The following is an 18,278-nucleotide window of genomic DNA, read 5'->3' as shown; positions in this document are numbered from 1 at the left end:
GACACGAAGAACCATTTGTTTTTCAAAGCTGGAAAAAATGCATGATACTGTTATTGGATTATTTATCAATCACGTTGAATTCGGGTTAGACATTTATGACGATTAACAACTTTGAGCCACTACCAACGTACTATATGTCGTACATTCCCGAAGTATTTCAAATAGCATTCGCATCATTTCCGAGGCTTAAATTATGAGTGAAGATTTTTCTAAAGGTAAACGTGGTGCTGTGATAAAAGCTGATCCAACAAAACAGCGAATTACTATTCGGCTTGATGCTAATGTTATTAAGCACTTTAAGTATTTAGTGCATGAAACTGGCGGTGGAAACTATCAAACATTGATTAACGATGCTTTGCAAGAGCATATCAAAGCACATGATCGAGAGCTTGAAGAGACGTTGCGTAAAGTCATTCGTGAAGAATTACTTAAAGCAGGTTAACGACACAAGTTAGCCCTGAATTCAAGCCATAAGTGCAGGAGCAAGTAAACTCTAGTTTTCTTTTCTGCTGCTGGCGAAAGGCTGATTTTGTGTTATATTATTTAAAGGTACTATCTGGTAATAATAGAGCCTGAATTCAAGTCATAAGTGCATAACCGATTAAATCATTTTCGCTGATGCCGGTGAGTTCTTCAAAAACTTCATAGGGAGTTTTATACCCCAAACACTTCTTGGGGCGACTATTTAGTTTGTGAACCGCGTCCAAAATTTGGCTATTGCACGATCTCGAACAGCGCACTGGATTATGCGAAAAGCGATACGCGATTACGTTGAGCGTGAAGAAAAGCGAGAGACCTTCAAGCAGGATGCCTACGTGCCTGGGAAACGTACCAGGAAAACGGGCTGCACCTGACGCTCGAAGAGGCGGACGTTTGGTTGGCTAAGCTTGAAACAGGCGAGGACGCGGAGCGACCTAAGTGCCACGTCTGATCTGGACGCCGCCAGAAAGAAGCGGGATACAATACAAATAACGACACTTACATATCAAAAACTCACATCAAACCTAAAATGAAATCCTGAATCTTGTAGGCTATCTTCTTTACCTACATCAATATTTTTTAACGCATGTCCCCAATATAACTGGCTGTGCAAATATTGATTCGGATTCCAGCGTAATCCAAGCCCTATGCTGGAGATATCCTTTAACTCCTGTCTGGGTTTTAAAACATTTTCACCCCAGCCAATATCGTAAAAAGCAGCGATCTGTAGTTTTTGATTTGCAACGGGGATGCGCAGTTCCACAGAGCCGATCCAGCCTTTATCCCTGACCATAAGGTTTTCCCGATAACCCCGCACACTTGATGCTCCTCCGATTCCGAACTGCTCCAGTGGTAGCAGTGAATCTTTGGTAAATTGAAAATCACTGCGTACTACCAGTTGAGTATTATGCTTCGAGATGCGTTGCACCCACTGAAGCTGCCCCAGCCATGCAGTGAACTTTCCATCGGGAATGTTACTTTCATTAACCGTTGCGCCGAGTGCATTCAGTCCAAAACTCACTTTGGAGCGTATCGCCAAAACTCGATTACTCTTTCGGCTGACCCACTCTTGATTCAGACGCAGCACCGTCACGGTGGTTTCACCATCCTCCGAACCGACAGAGGGATAAGGTTGTTCGTCTTCCAAAAAAACGGTTTTACTATTGCGCCGATCTAATGCAAGCGAGCTGGTAAAGTGGCCTTTTAACGTACGCCAGAATGGATGGGACAGGCTGATGCCCCAATTTTCTGTTTTGCTTTTAATATTGATTGCATCAAAAGGTTCTTCGATAATCAATGAATCACTACGGCTCCCAGACAGGCCGAGGCGTGTATCCTGTCGATTCAGGGGCAGGGTATAATTCAGGCCGATATCGTCTAAACCTTCGGTCATTCCATATTGCAATGTGATCGCATCGCCATAACCTGAAATATTCAGATGCGAAGCCCATAGTTCACCGCGTAACTCACCTACACTGGGCGAACGCCGATTATTAAATGAAAATCCAAATTCATAAGGGCGGCGTTCATCAACAATGACTTCAAGGATACTTTCACCGCGTTCTATTCCAGGCTTTAAGTGTGCATTGATGCGGTTGATTAAACGATCCTGATGCAGCAGTTGTATTTTTTCCTGCAGCTCTGGAAGGTGTAAGGGTTTGTTGTCGGGTAGAGTTAAACGGCTCTGAACATAGCTTTTGCGTAAACGTTTGTTGCCGCTGATTTTGGTTTCATTCAGAGTGCCTTCAATGATGCTTATTTCTATTACTCCATTCAAAATATCTTGATCATTAATAATGGCTCCAGAATTTATATAGCCTTGATCAATATAATAAAGCGTCAGTCTGCGGCGCAGCTCTTGCAATTCATCAGTGGTGATTTTACGTCCTTCATAATAGCCAGTGATATGTCTCAATTGCTGGTCTGAAAACACGGTATTACCAATTAAACGAATTTGTTTGGCGGTGACACTTTCTTGCGTAGCAAGGGATTGGTTGGAATCTTTGGGGGTTGGCGGCAGAGCAATATTTGCTTGAGGTTTGGGGGCTATTTGATACTCAGGTAAAGGGGGTAAATCACCACCCGGTTTTTCTGGAACAAAGTTAAAATCAGATTGCGCGATCACAGTCGAGCTGACAATTAAGCCACTAGTTAATAGCCCGATATTCAAACACAGTTGAATAAAATTGTTGGAAAAAATCTTCATTTATTATAATCACATAGCTGTTTTTTATTGACTCCCTTCCTTAGGATTTCAAATGAACTTGCATTATAGGGTAATTCAAGGTTTTAATGTTATTTCTTGAATAACCACACTATGTTGAGGAAGGAAGGTATGGCTGAAAGTAACCCACTTTTTTCAGAGATTTCATCGGAAGATATCTCTTTCATAGCAAGTTACGGAAAAACACACAGCTATCGCAAGAACAGCATCATCATGAATAAAGGTGATGAAAGTGATTGTTTATACATCGTTCAGCAGGGGCGAGTGAAGGTGTATATCAGTGATGAATATGGTGCCGAAATCATTCTGCGCTACGAAGGGGCAGGGGAATATTTTGGTGAGTTGGCTCTTGTTGACGAAGCACCACGTTCAGCAACAGTTGAAACCATTGAAGACTCCAGATTAACCTATGTTTCCAAAGCTAGCTTTGAAGAGTGTCTGCATGATAGACCCGAAATTGCGGTCAAACTCATTCGGGCGATGAGCCAACGGATTCGTAATTTGACTGAAGAGTTATCAGATTGTGCGTTAAAAACTGTTTACCAGCGGATACGTACAAAGCTTACTAAAATGTCAGTCGAGCAAGATGGAGTGCAGGTGATTTCACAGCGTCTGACTCATCAGGAGATTGCAAATTTGGTGGGTTCTAGTCGTGAAATGGTTAGCCGGTTAATGAAAAAGCTGCAAGATGATGGATATATTTCAGTACAAAAAAAACAGATATCTATTATTAAAAATTTGCCACGCAATATGCCAAGTTAAAATGATACAGTTTTGTATTAGCTGATTACGTTATTGGGGTATAGTTACTCTTCAAGAACAGGGTTCCATACACGGTGTAATCCGAGGTTTTTAAAATCTTTAATGTTTGCGGTTGCTAATTCAGTTACTCCGTGATGTTTTAGGGTCAAAGCCAAACGGACATCGAATATTTTTCTTCTTGGAAAAGAGGGACTGCTCGCTTTTTCCCATACTGATTCCATTACTGGAGCGTTTTCAATAATTCGCCATTTAGGGTTTTGTCGGTAGATGTTGCATATTTCCACGGCCTGGGTTGAGGAGAGTGGCTTTTTAAATATAGATGGATTACGAAGCAGCACATAGAGCTCTACAAGAACCAATTCGCATAAAACAACGTCATCTCGATCACCACATTCCAGCACAAAGTTGTATGCTGCCAGATGTTCACGACAATCCAGATTTTGTGCATACAGGAAAATATTAGTATCTAAAGAAATCATTTATTCTTAGTTTGATGTGTTGGCGTATTTGCTAATTCACGCCACTCATCAGATGAAGTTAAAAAATTACCAAGATGCTGGGGAGTTGGAGGAGACCATTTCTGCTTGGAATGCAGTGGTGGGTAAACATGCGCCATATACTCAATACCTCGTCGCATGACTTCTGCCAAAGAGAGCTCACGCTCGCGTGCAATACGTTTTGCTTCTTTATAAAGCTCATCAGGTAATTGAACTTGAGTTTTTATCATGATGGCAAATTACCATGCCATCATTATGGTCGTCAAGTTTGGTCAGGCACAACTCTACAATTTATAAAAAAGGCTTGGGGATCGTCCCAAGCCTTTGTGGTTCTGGATTTTGCTGTTTTCAAAATCCGTATGCATTTCCTGGAATGAACGCGTCACCGGGAATGAACGTGTCACCGGGAATGAACGTGTCACCGGGAATGAACTGATCGCCAGGAACGAATTCATCACCGGGAATAATCAAATCATCCCAGGGACGTGGATCAATCACTGGATTCACTAAATCATCAATTGGGTCACAAAACCTTGGATCACAGAAACACCCAGGTGCTCTAGGGTTAAGATCACATAAATTAATACATCCGGGAGCATGAGGGTAGATTTCACACCAATCTACATCAATCACTGTGGATTCACCAAACAAATCATCAATCGTCTTACATTCGGGGGCATTAGGGAAGAGATCACAAGTCTCTCGACCACCAAATAGATCTGATACATCACCTAGTAAATTATCATTATCTAGTCCTGAGATCGCTGGACAGCTATCACTATAGTTAAGTTTTAGCGAAGCATTGCTTATAAGCGCATCATCGTAGTAGCGCATATAAACCGCTCCTAGAGGAAAGCTTTTTAAGCTATTGTTAATATCCTCTGCTGAATAACGATCAAGAAGGTCAAACTGTATATCTTGTGTCAAGCTGGTATCAGACCAATTTTTGCGGAAGGGCAAACCCTTTCCAATAGGTTTTAAACCAACAATTCCTATCACATCGCCTCTCATGCCATTGTGTGTTCCGGGGTGCATTGTTAAAGACAGCGTGGCAGAACAGAGTGTTTTCTTGGCTTTCAGAAATTTTCGCATTTCTTTACTACTGCCAAAGTTGTTTCTAAAATCAAGCTCCCAATGAGTTATTTCATTATTACCATCGCCAATTTTTCTGCCTTCTTCATTAGAATTTATATAATTATCCGTGATAAAGAAGTCGCCATTGACGATGCTGCCTGGTCCTGTTTGCATAGCAGGGAATTGATCGCCTGTTGCAGTCGCAGTAATTGTTATTGCACTAGCCGTGCTGATTGATGCGAATAACGTTAATGATAATAATGTAGTGATGATTCCGTGCTTTTTCATTTTGAGTTTCCTTTCATGTTGTTTTTGCTGATTCATGATTATGTCTTCTTAATTTATTTGTTCACCGTTAGGTGGATGCAGCAATGTACTGCCAGACTATTGTTGCTGGTTAACGGAATTTTTTTAAGTGATAATTGTTACCAGATGATTGTGAAAATTCACCAACACCCTAAGCAAGAGATATAGTATTGACTGGATGACTTTTTACCCGCTAATCCCGACGATCATTCACGTCTTGAAATGTGGCTACCCATTAAAACCTGCATAGAAATTACCAGTGCTCGTTCTGGTTCCCATGCTCCCGCGTGGGAACGAGAAAAGACCATCCGTCCGCATAAATTTTACGCAGAATGGATGGTCTCAAGCCGTTATTTAGAACTTATGTTTAATAACATTACTATTACGACGAGATGTAGATGGAAGAAGTGGTTTAACACTTACCTTGGCATACACTTCATCAGTGCGATTGAAAATGTAATCATCCTCATCCAGAATATCATCACTAATAGTTACAGTTCTTGACCGATTAACAACACCATTTTGTTCAACGAGAAAAGATGAGGTGGGGAAAGTATAGAGATAATCATCAGGATTTGGATTTGCGTCATCACCCCAAAGCTGTATTTCCTCCCGAAAGCGTAAGCATTTCATATTGCGCTCTACGCAGGTTAGATATACTTTGTAAGACACTTTCACCTTTGCTGTTTTAGTTTGATGGTTGTGATTGAGTAACTCTAGTTTTATACTGCTAATTGAAGCCATTTTTCTATCCTCTATGTATTTAACGATTAATTATTAACCTGTTATTTTCAGGCTTTAGTGCAAGGCATCTAAAAAGAGAGGGAAAATTTATCCGTTTATTAATTAGTTGCCTTGAAAAACAATTGTGCCAAATACAATCACAACTGGCTGTGATTTTGGATACTGATAAAACGTGAAAAATCACAATGAGAGTAAGAGGATACGTATAAAGCTTACTAGAATGTCAGGTGTTGTTGACATCAGTAAAACAGGATGGAAAGCAGGTTATTCTACAGCGTATGATTCATCAACCTAACTGTGTAATTCAAGTTTTAACCTATCTGGAAAGTGTATTTCTAGTTGAGAAATAATTAAAGCTCAACTTTGGGGTTGGCACAGTCTATTTTTGTCCGTGTTTTTCTATGTGAACAATACACCGACAAACCCTCGCCCAAAAACTGAGCGAGGATGTGTTATTCACCTGTGATTATTTGTGGCAAAAAACATTCAGGTGGAATGGACGATCTGCGGGAATTCCATCAGTATTATTGGCATGAATATACACACCATTAGGGTTTATATTAGCTCCGGTTGCACTTATTACACCCGGTTGAGGAACACCTACACTCCCAGTATTACCGAGTGAGACAACGTAAGTACAATTTCGGACATTCCGGTTAAAAGTGACGATGTAACCTCCAACAAAAGCCTGGTCTGGAACTGAGCTTTTTACGCCGCTTCCTCGCACTAGCTTGCCGCTAGCACTTACAACGGCTGAGAGGTGCGCTACTCCAAGATCAGGAACCTTTGCCTTTGAAGTAAAAGATGAAATGGATAATTTGTTATTACCTTCATTGGGAACCGCAGCTGAGGCGGTAGAAATGCCAGATATCATTGCTGCGACGACTAAGGTGGATTTTAAAGTATTTTTTATTACTTTTTTCATTGTTTTTCCCTCATTGATATTAAAAATATAATGTGAAAATCTATTTTTCACAGGAACATGATAGTCTTTCTATTGGTCAGTTTTATATGGAGTAATGCACATGTTATTTGTGAATTATTACCTTACTGTTGTCTAATTTAACCTTGCGTTAAGCAATGAATTTCAATCAGCTAAGATGAAAGTTAAAGTGCTATGATAAAAGCATGAAATTTCTCAAATACTTTGTCATGTTTCTAATGTTAAAGCGGAATGAGAGGGGGAGTGCTACTGTTGGGGGACACTATTTTAGTTTCTATTTATGGAGTGAAAAAAGGCTTCATGCGTCGCTTGCATGCAGCCTTTTCTGTCTTCAAGTTACTTTTTGATGAAAGTGATTTTTTCACCTTCAATAACAGCTTCAACTGAGTCCCCAGGCAAAAAATTTCCTGATAAAATTTCTTGTGCCAACGGGTTTTCAATCATCTGCTGAATCGTGCGTTTGAGTGGTCGTGCACCATAAATAGGGTCGTAACCACTTTCACCTAGCAGATCAAGCACTTCTTCTGTGAGTTTGAGTGTGATGTCACGTTCATGCAAACGTTGGCTGATAGCGTTGGTATGGATTACTGCAATCGCCCGAATTTGCTCCCTTGCCAGTGGGTGAAATACCACCATGTCATCAATACGATTGATGAATTCAGGTCTGAAATGCTGGCTTACAATTTCCATCACAGCATCTTTCATCTTATCGTAATTTTCTTCGCCTGCCATTTCCTGAATGATTTCAGAGCCCAGGTTTGAAGTCATGATAATGACGGTGTTTCTAAAATCGACGGTACGGCCGTGGCCATCTGTAAGGCGGCCATCATCTAATACTTGTAGTAAAATATTAAAAACATCAGGGTGCGCTTTTTCAACTTCATCCAGTAAAATGACAGAGTAGGGTTTACGGCGTACAGCTTCTGTCAGATAGCCACCCTCTTCATATCCAACATACCCGGGAGGTGCGCCGACAAGCCTTGCGACCGAATGTTTTTCCATAAATTCGGACATATCAATGCGAATCATTGCATCTTCCGTATCAAACAAAAACTCAGCCAGTGCTTTGGTCAGCTCTGTTTTACCGACTCCGGTAGGGCCGAGGAAGAGGAATGAGCCATTGGGCTTGTCTGGATCAGAAAGCCCTGCACGGGAACGACGAATGGCGTTTGACACTGCTGTAAGTGCTTCAGTCTGGCCAATCAATCGGTGTTGAATAATGCTTTCCATTTGCAGCAACTTTTCACGTTCACCTTCCAGCATTTTGGTGACAGGAATTCCTGTCCATTTTGAGATGACTTCAGCAATCTCTTCTTCCGTGACTTTATTGCGCAGCAGCGTCATGTCCATCATTTCAGCCTGGCCCGCCATATCGAGCTGTTTTTCAAGCTCTGGGATGAGGCCGTACTGAAGTTCTGACATGCGTGTTAAATCGCCAGCACGGTTGGCTGTTTCCAGTTCAATACGCGCATGATCAAGTTTTTCTTTAATCTGTTGCGTACCTTGAAGCGCTGCTTTTTCGGCTTTCCATATCTCTTCCAGATCAGAAAATTCACGTTCGATTTCATTAATTTCTGTTTGTAAGATGGCCAGTCGTTTCTGAGAGGCTTCATCGCTCTCTTTGGCGAGGGCTTCACGTTCGATTTTAAGTTGAATCAAACGACGTTCCAGTCGATCCATCTCTTCGGGTTTGGAGTCAATTTCCATGCGAATGCGGCTGGCAGCTTCATCAATCAGATCAATGGCTTTATCGGGCATTTGACGATCAGTGATGTAACGGTTTGAGAGTGTTGCCGCAGCGACAATGGCGGGGTCTGTAATATCAACACCATGATGCACTTCATATTTTTCTTTAAGCCCGCGCAAAATAGCAATAGTGTCTTCAACAGAAGGTTCTTCAACCAGTATTTTTTGGAAACGACGTTCCAGTGCAGCATCTTTTTCAATATATTTGCGGTATTCATCTAATGTGGTGGCTCCAACACAGTGCAGTTCACCACGAGCCAAGGCGGGTTTGAGCATGTTACCTGCATCCATAGCGCCTTCCGCTTTACCAGCTCCGACCATTGTATGCAGTTCGTCAATAAATAGAATGATTTGGCCTTCTTGTTTGGCAAGGTCATTTAAAACGGCTTTTAAACGCTCTTCAAATTCACCTCTGAATTTTGCACCGGCAATTAATGCTCCTAAATCAAGTGACAGCAAGCGCTTGTTTTTCATCCCTTCAGGCACTTCACTATTCACGATACGTTGCGCTAACCCTTCGGCAATGGCCGTTTTACCCACGCCAGGTTCACCAATGAGTACGGGGTTGTTTTTCGTGCGACGTTGCAGCACTTGAATGGTGCGACGAATTTCATCGTCACGTCCAATGACGGGGTCTAATTTACCTTGTTCGGCACGTTCGGTGAGGTCAATTGTATATTTTTCCAGTGCCTGACGTTGCTCTTCTGCATTGGGGTCTGTCACTTTTTCTCCATTGCGTAGCTCTTCAATTGATTTTTTGAGTATTGATTTAGTGCCGCCGGCCTTGCGCAATAGCGTGCCGAGTGTGTCTTTGTCATCCACAGCGGCGAGAACAAACATTTCACTGGAAATATATTGGTCTTTGTGTTGCTGGGATAGTTTGTCGGTGACATTTAAAAGTCGCCCTAAACTATTGGATACTTGTACGTCACCCTCTGCTCCTTCAACGGTGGGTAGGCGATCCAGTGCATGGCCTAACTCAGAGCGTAACCCGTTGACATCCACTTCAGCTTTGCCGATTAAGTGGCGTGTGCTGCCGCCTTGCTGATCAAGCAGAGCGATCATTAAATGGATGGGTTCAATGAATTGATGATCTTTGCCGACAGCCAAGCTTTGTGCGTCAGCCAGAGCTTGTTGAAATTTACTGGTTAGTTTATCCATTCTCATTAAGATATTTCCCCATATATTTTGATGTTGATAATTAATATATGGGGGCGAGAGGTGGAATTTCAATCAGATGAAGTAGGGTATGGGTAAAGCTGGTCTAGCGGTACGCTTAGTCCGGCTGATTTGACAATGCGGGCATGGTGGCGGCGGAATTCGCGAGCATTCGTCAGCCCGCAAGAGTGTGCCAATACGTCCACTTCATGGTTGAGCCAGTGTGCATAGTTGGCTGCGCGGGTGGCTTTATCTGCAACAACCAATCCTTTTTGCAATCGTTTGTTGTGCGTGGTTATTCCGGTGGGGCAGGTATCTTGGTGGCATTGCATGGCTTGAATGCAACCGAGAGAGAACATGAAACCTCGGGCAGAGACAGTGAAGTCAGCACCCATGCAAAGTGCCCATGCGACCTTGGCTGAAGTAATAAGTTTACCTGAAGCAATAATACGGACTTGATCACGCAGGTCTGATTCAATCAGTGTGTCTACCAGAATAGGTAATGATTCATCAAGCGGTAATCCTACGTGATCCAACAGGACTTGAGGGGCGGCTCCAGAACCACCATTTCCACCATCGACTGTGATGAAGTCGGGTGCATAATCCCGCCCTTTTTTTAATACGGCATCAAAAAAATCTTCCAGGTAAATTTTAGAGGAGATTACTGTTTTAAAGCCGACAGGTTTCCCTGTTATATCTCGAATGCGCTGAATCATGTCAATCAGATCATTCGCCGACTGAATATCTATATGACGGTTAGGGCTGCTGGATGTTTTTCCTGCGGGAATACCGCGAATTTCAGCGACCTCTTCAGTGACTTTGGTGGCTGGAACGACACCACCCCGTCCGGGTTTGGCACCTTGTGATAGTTTGATTTCAAAAGCACGTACATGTTGGGCGACCTCTTTAAGTTTACGGTCGCAAAGCAATCCATTTTCATCGCTGACACCATATTTTGCCGTACCCACCTGAAAAATAAGATCGCAATCACCTTCTTGGTGGTGATTAGAGAGCCCTCCTTCACCTGTATTGAGCCAGACCTTTGATTTTGCAGCCCCTTTTGATAATGCTCTGATGGCTGGAGCCGAGAGTGCGCCATAACTCATACCTGAGATATTGGCGATATGTTGAGCTGTAAAAGGTGTGTCACACTGCTCACCAATCACAAGAGGTGGGGAGGGAAGGCACTCTTTTTCGAGTTTAGGGTAAAGTGAGTTTACAAAAATAATGGATCCTGGCTCTCGCTGGTCGTTCGTTGAGCCAAAGCCGATCAGGCCACCGAGCCCTTTGGATGTACGGTAAACCCAATTGCGTGTGGCACGATTGAATGGCATCTCTTCACGATCATTAGCGAAAAAATATTGTCGGAAGTATTCGCCTTGTCGCTCCAGAAAATAACGTAAACGTCCAATCACAGGATAGTTGCGCCGAACAGCATGCTTCTTTTGAAAAACATCTTGAACAAACATAATAAATAACACAAGCATCACAATGCCAGCGAGCCACCCCATAATTGTGATAATTGTTTGAATGCCCAAAGTTTTCACCTGCCTGGTTATTTTGATTGTTTTGTAGTTTAATTTATTTATCGGTTAAATGGGGTGCTTAATAAATTGCATAATTGTGTTGGCTCAACTAGAATGCCGCGTCCGTGCATTTTTCACGGGTATTTTTAGTTGTTCTCCTTGCTTTATCACTGATTTATTTGCAGTGGGAAGCTTATATAACCGAAGGGAGTTAGTGTGAGACATTATGAAATCGTGTTTCTGGTCCATCCTGATCAGAGTGAACAAGTACCTTCTATGATTGAACGTTATCGTTCGAGTGTCGAAACCCGTGGTGGAAGTATTCACCGTTTGGAAGACTGGGGTCGTCGTCAACTTGCTTACCCAATCAATAAGCTTCATAAAGCACATTATGTGTTGATGAATATTGAGTGTGATCAAGAGGCTTTAGACGAAATCAACAGTGCATTTCGATTTAATGATGCAGTGATTCGTAATTTGATCATCAATTGCAAAAAAGCGATTACTGAACCTTCAGCGATGCTTAAAGCGAATGAAGAGCGCAATGAGCGGCCGTTTCGTCCGCAAAGGCCTGTGGCAGCTCCTGATAAAGAGACTAAGGTTTCAGAAGAAACCCCTGAATCAGATTCAAGTTCAAAAGCTACAAGCGAATCAGAGTCGTAAAATAAACATTCATTAAGTTAAATATTTAGGGGAAGAGATATGGCACGTTTTTTTCGTCGTAGAAGGTTTTGCCGTTTTACACAAGACGGTATTACTGAAATTGATTATAAAGATATTAATCTTTTAAAACCTTCAGTTTCAGAAACTGGCAAGATTGTTCCAAGTCGCATTACCGGAACTAAAGCCCGTTATCAGCGACAATTGGCGAAAGCAGTTCGTCGAGCTCGCTTTATTGCATTGCTGCCTTATTGTGATGCACATAAAGGTTAACTCTTGACGTAAAAGTCTAGGTGTTAGCAGATTTTTTAAATTAAGAATTAAATAACCTGCGAAAATGCGTGCGCTTGCAAATTACATATTAAAGGGGCGCTGGTCAGCAACATTAGTTGTAGTGACGGCTGCAGTTTTGTCATTCATTTTGCCGTTACTGAGTTGCATTAGCTCAGCAGCAGTTGCGTTAGTTACATTGCGGCACGGTGCCAGAGAAGGGGGTTTGATTATCCTTTTTTCTACAGCTGCCTTTGTCGTTATTGCAGGCGTTATGCCGCAAAGTGGAATGAGTGCGTTGGTGGTTGCAGGCGTGCTATTTTCAGTTTTATGGTTACCTGTGTGGCTGTTATCAATTGTATTGCGATGGAGTGTTTCATTGCCGGTCGCACTCAGTGTTGCTGGTGTCATTGGTGGCGTTGTTGTGATTGCAATGCATATTGCGGTAGGCGATGTCTATGGTTGGTGGCGTGACATCCTTGATTCGGGTTTAAGGCCTTTGCTGGAGCAGTCAGGGGTGCCACTCAAATCGGGTCAGGTCGCACAAACGTTTGATATATTGGCGCGTTCGATGACGGGTGTGATCGGAAGCGCTTTGGTTATTAGTACGATGATTGCACTATTTATAGGGCGTTGGTGGCAGTCATTGCTGTTTAATGAAGGTGGTTTTCGACGTGAATTTCATGCAATGCGTTTAGATAAACGTATCGCGTACGGTGCTGTAGCGTTGATAGGTATTGCCATTTTTATTGATGATGGCGCGGGTTCAATGACGCAGGATTTGATTATTGTTGTGATGACACTGTTCATGATTCATGGCTTGAGTTTACTGCATGGTGTGGTTGCAGCTAAAGGTCTGAGTGGTGGTTGGCTAGCGGCGGTATATATAATGCTGCTGATTTTTCCGCAATTGATCTTTACGTTATCAGTTGCAGGGTTGCTGGATAGCCAGCTCGATTTACGCTCAAAAATCAAAGCATAATGGGAAATGAGCATGTAACTGTTCAGGGGTGAGCTGAATAGTTACTTTTATTTTGATAAATATTTGATACGAGGTGTTGCAAAATGGAAGTAATTTTGCTGGAAAAAGTACAAAAACTAGGTGATTTAGGTGATTGCGTTTCTGTGAAACCTGGCTATGCCAGAAATTTCCTGATTCCTCAAGGTAAAGCATTGCCAGGAACGGCTGCAAATATGGCCGTTTTTGAAGAGCGTCGTGCATCGCTGGAAGCGGCAGCTAAAGAAGCGAGTGATAAGGCTGATGTGCGTTCTAATGCATTAAAAGAGCTGGAAATTGTGACTATTGCTGCTAAAGCGGGGGTGGGTAGTAAATTATTTGGCTCTGTTGGTGCAAACGATATTGCTGAAGCTTTGACTCAGGCGGGCATCTCAGTTGAAAAAAGTGAAGTGCGTTTGCCAGAAGGGCCTTTGCATGAATTGGGCGAGTTTGATGTTTCAATTCATCTTGCTGCAGATTTGAATAAAGTCATTAAAGTCAGAATTATTTCTGATGAAGAGTAAGTTACTTCCCGACCGTTCCTAAGTTTGAAACGCTATGCTCAGCAAGGCCATAATTTTACTATTCATGGTGTTGTTGAGTATGTCATCGGTTGATAGGGTGTGTTGTTCGAGTGTTTTGGGCGTATAAATAAAATATGAACTCTGAGTATTCTGATCCCGCAACTGAAGCATTAAAAGTTCCACCACACTCTATAGAGGCGGAACAATCAGTGCTTGGCGGCCTGATGCTTGAGAACAGTCGCTGGGATCAAGTGGCTGACCTGTTGATTGATCAGGATTTTTATCGTCAGGATCATCGTTTGATCTTTAGCTGTATTGCTAGCCTTAGTGAATCCAACACCCCTTTTGATGTTATTACCATTTCTGAACGCCTTGAAAGTTTAGGTGAAATTGAAGAGGCGGGGGGGCTATCTTATTTAGGTTCTTTGGTAAAAAACACGCCGAGTGCAGCGAATATTAAGGCATATGCAGATATCGTTCGTGAGCGCTCAATTCTGCGGCAACTGATTCGAGTTGCGACAGATATTGGTGACAGTGCTTTCAATACTGAAGGACGAAGTTATAGCGAGCTGCTGGATAATGCCGAAAAACTGGTTTTTGAGATTGCCGACCAAGGCAATCGTGGCGGACGTGGTTTCGTTGCGATCAAAGATCTATTAGTTAAAGCAGTCGATCGTATTGACTTGTTGTTTCAACAAGATAACCCAATTACAGGAATTTCATCAGGATTTGCTGATTTTGATGAGATGACTTCAGGTTTGCAGCCTTCTGATTTGGTGATAGTTGCTGGCAGGCCATCCATGGGTAAAACAACATTCGCAGTCAATCTGGCTGAGAATGCTGCAATCAAGCACAATATTCCTGTCGCTATTTTCAGTATGGAAATGCCAGGTGAGCAGTTGGCGATGCGTATGATGTCTTCTTTGGGACGCATTGATCAGCATAAAATTCGCTCTGGAAAGTTGGAAGATGACGATTGGCCACGTTTAACATCTGCTGTTGGTATGTTGGCCGAAGTTCCAATTTTTATTGATGATAGTCCTGCGTTAACTCCCACTGAATTACGAGCCAAAGCGCGTCGTTTAAAGCGTGAACATAATCTCGGGATGATTGTGATTGACTATCTTCAGTTGATGCAGGTGAATGGCAAGTCAGATAATCGTACAGCAGAAATATCTGAAATTTCTCGCTCATTGAAAGGTTTGGCCAAAGAGCTGAATGTTCCTGTGATTGCACTGTCGCAATTGAATCGCAGTCTGGAGCAGCGACCCAATAAGCGTCCTATCATGTCAGACCTACGTGAGTCGGGTGCGATTGAGCAGGATGCAGATGTGATTGTCTTTATTTATCGTGATGAAGTTTATAATGATGATAGCCCTGACAAAGGGACGGCTGAAATTATTATCGGCAAACAGCGTAATGGGCCTATAGGCAAAATAAGGCTCACTTTTCTTGGGAAATATACTCGCTTTGAAAATTTTGTTCCCGACTCATATAGCGGTGAGGATTACGCGTGACGCGTGCAGTTCAAGCACGTATTAATCTTTCAGCGCTCCGTTCAAATTTATCTCGTGTTCGTGAGGCGGCTCCTGAGTGTAAAATCATGGCTATTGTTAAGGCGAATGCTTATGGGCATGGGGCTCTGCATGTTGCACAGACCTTAACGGAAGCTGATAGTTTTGGTGTTGCTTCAGTTGAAGAAGCACTGGTACTTCGAAATGAAGGCATTGTTCACCCTATTGTATTGCTCGAAGGTTTTTTTGATGCAGATGAGCTGTCTGTTATCGCTCAAGAGAAATTTGAAGTTGTGATTCATCATGTTTCACAGTTAAAAATCCTTGAAACTGTGAACCTGAAAACCCCTGTGACTGTTTGGTTGAAAATGGATTCTGGAATGCATCGTCTGGGTTTTCCGCCGGAACGGCTTCAATCCACCTGGATGCGATTGGCTCAATGTAAAAATGTAAATGATAATACTCGATTGATGACTCACCTTGCCTGTGCTGATGACCCGTCAAGTACCGTAACAATTCAGCAATTAGAGTTGTTTAACTTAATAAGTAAAAGCATTAAAGCCGAAAAAAGTATTGCTAACTCTGCTGGCATACTCGGGTGGCCATCCACACATATGGATTGGGTGAGGCCTGGCATCATGCTGTATGGTGCGTCGCCTTTACTGAATAAGAGTGCGAACCAGTTGGGTTTAAAACCTGTTATGACATTGTGCTCACGCCTCATCGCGGTGAATCAATACAAAAAAGGGGAGAGTATTGGTTATGGCTCTGCGTGGTCTTGCCCTGAAAATATGCAAATTGGAGTGGTCGCCGTTGGGTACGGGGATGGTTACCCCCGTCATGCTGCTGTTGGCACCCCCGTTTTAGTGAATGGTTGCCAAGCCAGATTGGTTGGTCGTGTTTCGATGGACATGATAATGATTGATTTGCGTTCCATCAAAAGTGCCAAGGTCGGTGACCTTGTGGTACTTTGGGGCGATGGCCTGCCTGTAGATGAAATTGCAGAGAGTGCTGAAACGATTTCATATGAATTGCTCTGTGGGATTTCTCCACGAGTACCGTTAAAAATAGTGGACGAGGTAAAGCATTAGTGTTTTAATAAACTCAGAAGCAAAGGAATTTAAGGCTTCTTGTTTGTAGTGATGCAGTTAGATAATGTGTTTCAGAAGGATGTTGAATTTGCCTGATTTCAAGCGACTAAAATATCGTATACCACACTACACCCGATCTGTGTTGGTAAGGGGGTGTTGTGGTTTTAATTTATCGTTCGCTCTTTCTTGTCATTGCATCTGTCTTAATAATACTTCAACTTTTCGGTTGAGTCTCTTTATATTAGTTCACTTTTTAAAATTTATTAATCAATGCTTTAAAGTATTTTGTTCGGGTAGTTTCTTTGCCCAAATTAACAGGAGATTGTTATGAAAATACCGCTTCAAGTTACTTCTCGTAATATTTCTTTATCAAAAGCCGCAGATAATACAATTCGTAGTAAAATGGCCAAGCTCGAAGTTTTTTACGATAAAATTATGGGGTGTCGAATTTTGGTAGAAAAGCCACATCGTCACCACCAAAATGGTGTGTTGCATAATGTGCGCATTGATATGACTGTGCCAGGAGCGGAGCTTGTGGTTAAGAGAGAGTCACACGAAGATTTGCAAATTGCTATCAGGGATGCTTTTGATGCGGTGCGCAGACAATTGCAGTCTTACGTCGATAAGCAGCGCCAGAATAAAAGAATACCTGAGCATTTAATTACAGGCGAAGATGTTATGCCAGGATACCCTGCTTAGGAACGGTCGCGAAATAATTCTTTAAAGTTAACGTATACGCTTTACTGATCGCATTGGTCAGTAAAGCGTTTTTTGTTTGCAGTTCCTAAGCATATTGTGGTATAAATCGCGCCCGTGCAAAAACTTTTTATAAGGCACGAACTACACACATGCATCGACACATAACTCAGGGTGCTTTTGATCTACGTGATAGATCAGAGGTTGGGTTTATGGGGTGCGTGGAGGCTTAACCCTTTTAAAATTTGGAGTAATTATGTCAGACGTAACAATGCGTTCTATGCTGGAGTGTGGGGTACACTTTGGTCATCAAACCCGTTTTTGGAACCCTAAAATGGCTCCCTACATTTTTGGTGAGCGTTCTAAAATTCACATTATCAATCTGGAAAAAACACTGCCATTGTATAAAGATGCAGCCAATTTTCTCGGGAAAATTTCTGCAAAGCGTGGAAAGGTTTTATTTGTTGGTACAAAACGTGCGGCTCAGATTTCCATTAAGGAAGAAGCAATGCGTTGTGATATGCCTTATGTCAACCACCGTTGGTTGGGTGGTATGCTAACCAATTTTCGTACCGTCAAAAAATCAATTAAGCGTTTGAAAGAGCTTGAGGCAATGAGTGACGAAGGCACCATGGAGGCAGTAAATAAAAAAGAGCGCCTTAAAATGTCTCGTGAAATGGAGAAGCTAGAGCGTAGCCTTGGCGGTATCAAAAATATGGCAGCCATGCCTGATGCACTGTTTGTTGTTGATGTAGGTTATGAAAATATTGCAATCAGTGAAGCAAATAAGTTAGGTATTCCTGTTGTTGCTGTTGTTGATACTAATAGTGCGCCTGAAGGGGTGGATTATATTATCCCAGGGAACGATGATGCGATTCGTGCTATTCAGCTTTATGTTGGTGGTATGTCTGACGCGATACTGGATGGGAAAAACGCTTCATCAAATAGCGCAAGTGCAGGTGATGAATATGTTGAAGTGAATACATCAAAAAAAGCGAAAGATTGATTAACTCTGTTAACATTCAATAACTAAATATGTTTGCAATAAAAAGCCTTGGAACACAGT

Annotated in this window: 19 protein-coding genes and 1 pseudogene; 12 read left to right on the top strand and 8 right to left on the bottom strand. The window is 42.3% G+C overall.

Annotated elements, in window-relative coordinates; all coding sequences use genetic code 11:
- From L3J70_11075 to L3J70_11065, 3 genes and pseudogenes are all read left to right on the top strand, one after another.
- Positions 1 to 106, top strand: a 106-nt coding sequence (locus tag L3J70_11075) for an IS1 family transposase (protein ID MCF6236892.1), incomplete at its 5' end; no start/stop codon positions are given.
- 84 nt (positions 107 to 190) lie between these two features.
- Positions 191 to 442 carry a BrnA antitoxin family protein gene (locus L3J70_11070; protein MCF6236891.1) on the top strand — a complete coding sequence of 84 codons (252 nt, stop codon included), beginning with the start codon at positions 191 to 193 and terminating at the stop codon, positions 440 to 442.
- A 250-nt stretch (positions 443 to 692) separates the two neighbouring features.
- A pseudogene (locus L3J70_11065) lies at positions 693 to 931 on the top strand (ribbon-helix-helix protein, CopG family).
- 54 nt (positions 932 to 985) lie between these two features.
- Here L3J70_11065 and L3J70_11060 read toward each other — a convergent pair.
- On the bottom strand, positions 986 to 2,686 hold the full coding sequence (locus L3J70_11060; protein ID MCF6236890.1) for a ShlB/FhaC/HecB family hemolysin secretion/activation protein: 1,701 nt from the start codon (positions 2,684 to 2,686) through the stop codon (positions 986 to 988).
- A gap of 129 nt (positions 2,687 to 2,815) precedes the next feature.
- Here L3J70_11060 and L3J70_11055 point away from each other — a divergent pair, with 129 nt between their 5' ends.
- Positions 2,816 to 3,466, top strand: a complete 651-nt coding sequence (locus L3J70_11055; protein ID MCF6236889.1) for a Crp/Fnr family transcriptional regulator — start codon at positions 2,816 to 2,818, stop codon at positions 3,464 to 3,466.
- A 44-nt stretch (positions 3,467 to 3,510) separates the two neighbouring features.
- Here the strand turns inward: L3J70_11055 and L3J70_11050 are convergent, their stop codons facing one another.
- From L3J70_11050 to L3J70_11020, 7 genes are all read right to left on the bottom strand, one after another.
- On the bottom strand, positions 3,511 to 3,945 hold the full coding sequence (locus L3J70_11050; GenBank protein ID MCF6236888.1) for a type II toxin-antitoxin system VapC family toxin: 435 nt from the start codon (positions 3,943 to 3,945) through the stop codon (positions 3,511 to 3,513).
- Positions 3,942 to 4,193 (bottom strand): ribbon-helix-helix domain-containing protein, encoded by a 252-nt coding sequence (locus L3J70_11045; protein ID MCF6236887.1) that lies wholly within the window; start codon positions 4,191 to 4,193, stop codon positions 3,942 to 3,944. Before L3J70_11045 ends, L3J70_11050 begins: the two co-directional genes overlap by 4 nt.
- A 118-nt stretch (positions 4,194 to 4,311) precedes the next feature.
- Positions 4,312 to 5,325 (bottom strand): hypothetical protein, encoded by a 1,014-nt coding sequence (locus L3J70_11040; GenBank protein ID MCF6236886.1) that lies wholly within the window; start codon positions 5,323 to 5,325, stop codon positions 4,312 to 4,314.
- A 372-nt stretch (positions 5,326 to 5,697) separates the two neighbouring features.
- Complete coding sequence (locus L3J70_11035) at positions 5,698 to 6,087, bottom strand: hypothetical protein (GenBank protein ID MCF6236885.1); 390 nt, start codon at positions 6,085 to 6,087, stop codon at positions 5,698 to 5,700.
- Positions 6,088 to 6,553: 466 nt separating this feature from the next.
- On the bottom strand, positions 6,554 to 7,012 hold the full coding sequence (locus tag L3J70_11030) for a hypothetical protein (GenBank protein MCF6236884.1): 459 nt from the start codon (positions 7,010 to 7,012) through the stop codon (positions 6,554 to 6,556).
- Between the two features lie 354 nt (positions 7,013 to 7,366).
- Positions 7,367 to 9,937 (bottom strand): ATP-dependent chaperone ClpB, encoded by a 2,571-nt coding sequence (clpB, locus tag L3J70_11025; protein ID MCF6236883.1) that lies wholly within the window; start codon positions 9,935 to 9,937, stop codon positions 7,367 to 7,369.
- Positions 9,938 to 10,005: 68 nt separating this feature from the next.
- On the bottom strand, positions 10,006 to 11,445 hold the full coding sequence (locus L3J70_11020) for an FMN-binding glutamate synthase family protein (GenBank protein ID MCF6236882.1): 1,440 nt from the start codon (positions 11,443 to 11,445) through the stop codon (positions 10,006 to 10,008).
- Between the two features lie 231 nt (positions 11,446 to 11,676).
- On the opposite strand from L3J70_11020, the gene rpsF reads away from it, so the two are divergent.
- The 8 genes from rpsF to rpsB all read left to right on the top strand — a co-directional run bounded on the left by rpsF (position 11,677) and on the right by rpsB (position 18,218).
- Positions 11,677 to 12,123, top strand: coding sequence for a 30S ribosomal protein S6 (rpsF, locus tag L3J70_11015; protein ID MCF6236881.1), 447 nt, complete (start codon positions 11,677 to 11,679; stop codon positions 12,121 to 12,123).
- Positions 12,124 to 12,162: 39 nt separating this feature from the next.
- A complete protein-coding gene (gene rpsR, locus L3J70_11010) occupies positions 12,163 to 12,393 on the top strand; it encodes a 30S ribosomal protein S18 (protein ID MCF6236880.1) in 231 nt (76 codons plus the stop codon).
- A gap of 64 nt (positions 12,394 to 12,457) precedes the next feature.
- The gene (locus L3J70_11005) at positions 12,458 to 13,372 is read left to right on the top strand and encodes a DUF2232 domain-containing protein (GenBank protein ID MCF6236879.1); all 915 of its coding nucleotides are present in this window, start codon (positions 12,458 to 12,460) and stop codon (positions 13,370 to 13,372) included.
- An 83-nt stretch (positions 13,373 to 13,455) separates the two neighbouring features.
- Entirely contained in the window at positions 13,456 to 13,911 is a 456-nt protein-coding gene (gene rplI, locus L3J70_11000) for a 50S ribosomal protein L9 (protein ID MCF6236878.1), read from the top strand.
- Positions 13,912 to 14,045: 134 nt separating this feature from the next.
- Complete coding sequence (gene dnaB, locus L3J70_10995) at positions 14,046 to 15,428, top strand: replicative DNA helicase (GenBank protein MCF6236877.1); 1,383 nt, start codon at positions 14,046 to 14,048, stop codon at positions 15,426 to 15,428.
- Positions 15,425 to 16,516, top strand: a complete 1,092-nt coding sequence (gene alr, locus L3J70_10990; GenBank protein MCF6236876.1) for an alanine racemase — start codon at positions 15,425 to 15,427, stop codon at positions 16,514 to 16,516. Before dnaB ends, alr begins: the two co-directional genes overlap by 4 nt.
- 327 nt (positions 16,517 to 16,843) lie before the next feature.
- Positions 16,844 to 17,215, top strand: a complete 372-nt coding sequence (locus tag L3J70_10985; GenBank protein ID MCF6236875.1) for an HPF/RaiA family ribosome-associated protein — start codon at positions 16,844 to 16,846, stop codon at positions 17,213 to 17,215.
- 253 nt (positions 17,216 to 17,468) lie between these two features.
- Positions 17,469 to 18,218 (top strand): 30S ribosomal protein S2, encoded by a 750-nt coding sequence (gene rpsB, locus L3J70_10980; protein MCF6236874.1) that lies wholly within the window; start codon positions 17,469 to 17,471, stop codon positions 18,216 to 18,218.
- The last annotated feature ends 60 nt before the right edge of the window (positions 18,219 to 18,278 follow it).

Source organism: Gammaproteobacteria bacterium (genome assembly GCA_021648145.1).
In the GTDB taxonomy this organism is placed as follows: Bacteria; Pseudomonadota; Gammaproteobacteria; order JAADGQ01; family JAADGQ01; genus S141-38.
This window is presented reverse-complemented; position numbering and strand designations above follow the sequence as displayed.

Coding starts and splice junctions, on each gene's coding strand:
- L3J70_11035 (MCF6236885.1), bottom strand. CDS start 6,087: ATGGCTTCAATTAGCAGTATAAAACTAGAGTTACTCAATCACAACCAT.
- rpsB (MCF6236874.1), top strand. CDS start 17,469: ATGTCAGACGTAACAATGCGTTCTATGCTGGAGTGTGGGGTACACTTT.
- L3J70_11045 (MCF6236887.1), bottom strand. CDS start 4,193: ATGATAAAAACTCAAGTTCAATTACCTGATGAGCTTTATAAAGAAGCA.
- L3J70_11005 (MCF6236879.1), top strand. CDS start 12,458: ATGCGTGCGCTTGCAAATTACATATTAAAGGGGCGCTGGTCAGCAACA.
- dnaB (MCF6236877.1), top strand. CDS start 14,046: ATGAACTCTGAGTATTCTGATCCCGCAACTGAAGCATTAAAAGTTCCA.
- L3J70_11050 (MCF6236888.1), bottom strand. CDS start 3,945: ATGATTTCTTTAGATACTAATATTTTCCTGTATGCACAAAATCTGGAT.
- rpsR (MCF6236880.1), top strand. CDS start 12,163: ATGGCACGTTTTTTTCGTCGTAGAAGGTTTTGCCGTTTTACACAAGAC.
- L3J70_11030 (MCF6236884.1), bottom strand. CDS start 7,012: ATGAAAAAAGTAATAAAAAATACTTTAAAATCCACCTTAGTCGTCGCA.
- L3J70_10985 (MCF6236875.1), top strand. CDS start 16,844: ATGAAAATACCGCTTCAAGTTACTTCTCGTAATATTTCTTTATCAAAA.
- L3J70_11055 (MCF6236889.1), top strand. CDS start 2,816: ATGGCTGAAAGTAACCCACTTTTTTCAGAGATTTCATCGGAAGATATC.
- rplI (MCF6236878.1), top strand. CDS start 13,456: ATGGAAGTAATTTTGCTGGAAAAAGTACAAAAACTAGGTGATTTAGGT.
- L3J70_11060 (MCF6236890.1), bottom strand. CDS start 2,686: ATGAAGATTTTTTCCAACAATTTTATTCAACTGTGTTTGAATATCGGG.
- L3J70_11040 (MCF6236886.1), bottom strand. CDS start 5,325: ATGAAAAAGCACGGAATCATCACTACATTATTATCATTAACGTTATTC.
- L3J70_11020 (MCF6236882.1), bottom strand. CDS start 11,445: ATGGGGTGGCTCGCTGGCATTGTGATGCTTGTGTTATTTATTATGTTT.
- clpB (MCF6236883.1), bottom strand. CDS start 9,937: ATGGATAAACTAACCAGTAAATTTCAACAAGCTCTGGCTGACGCACAA.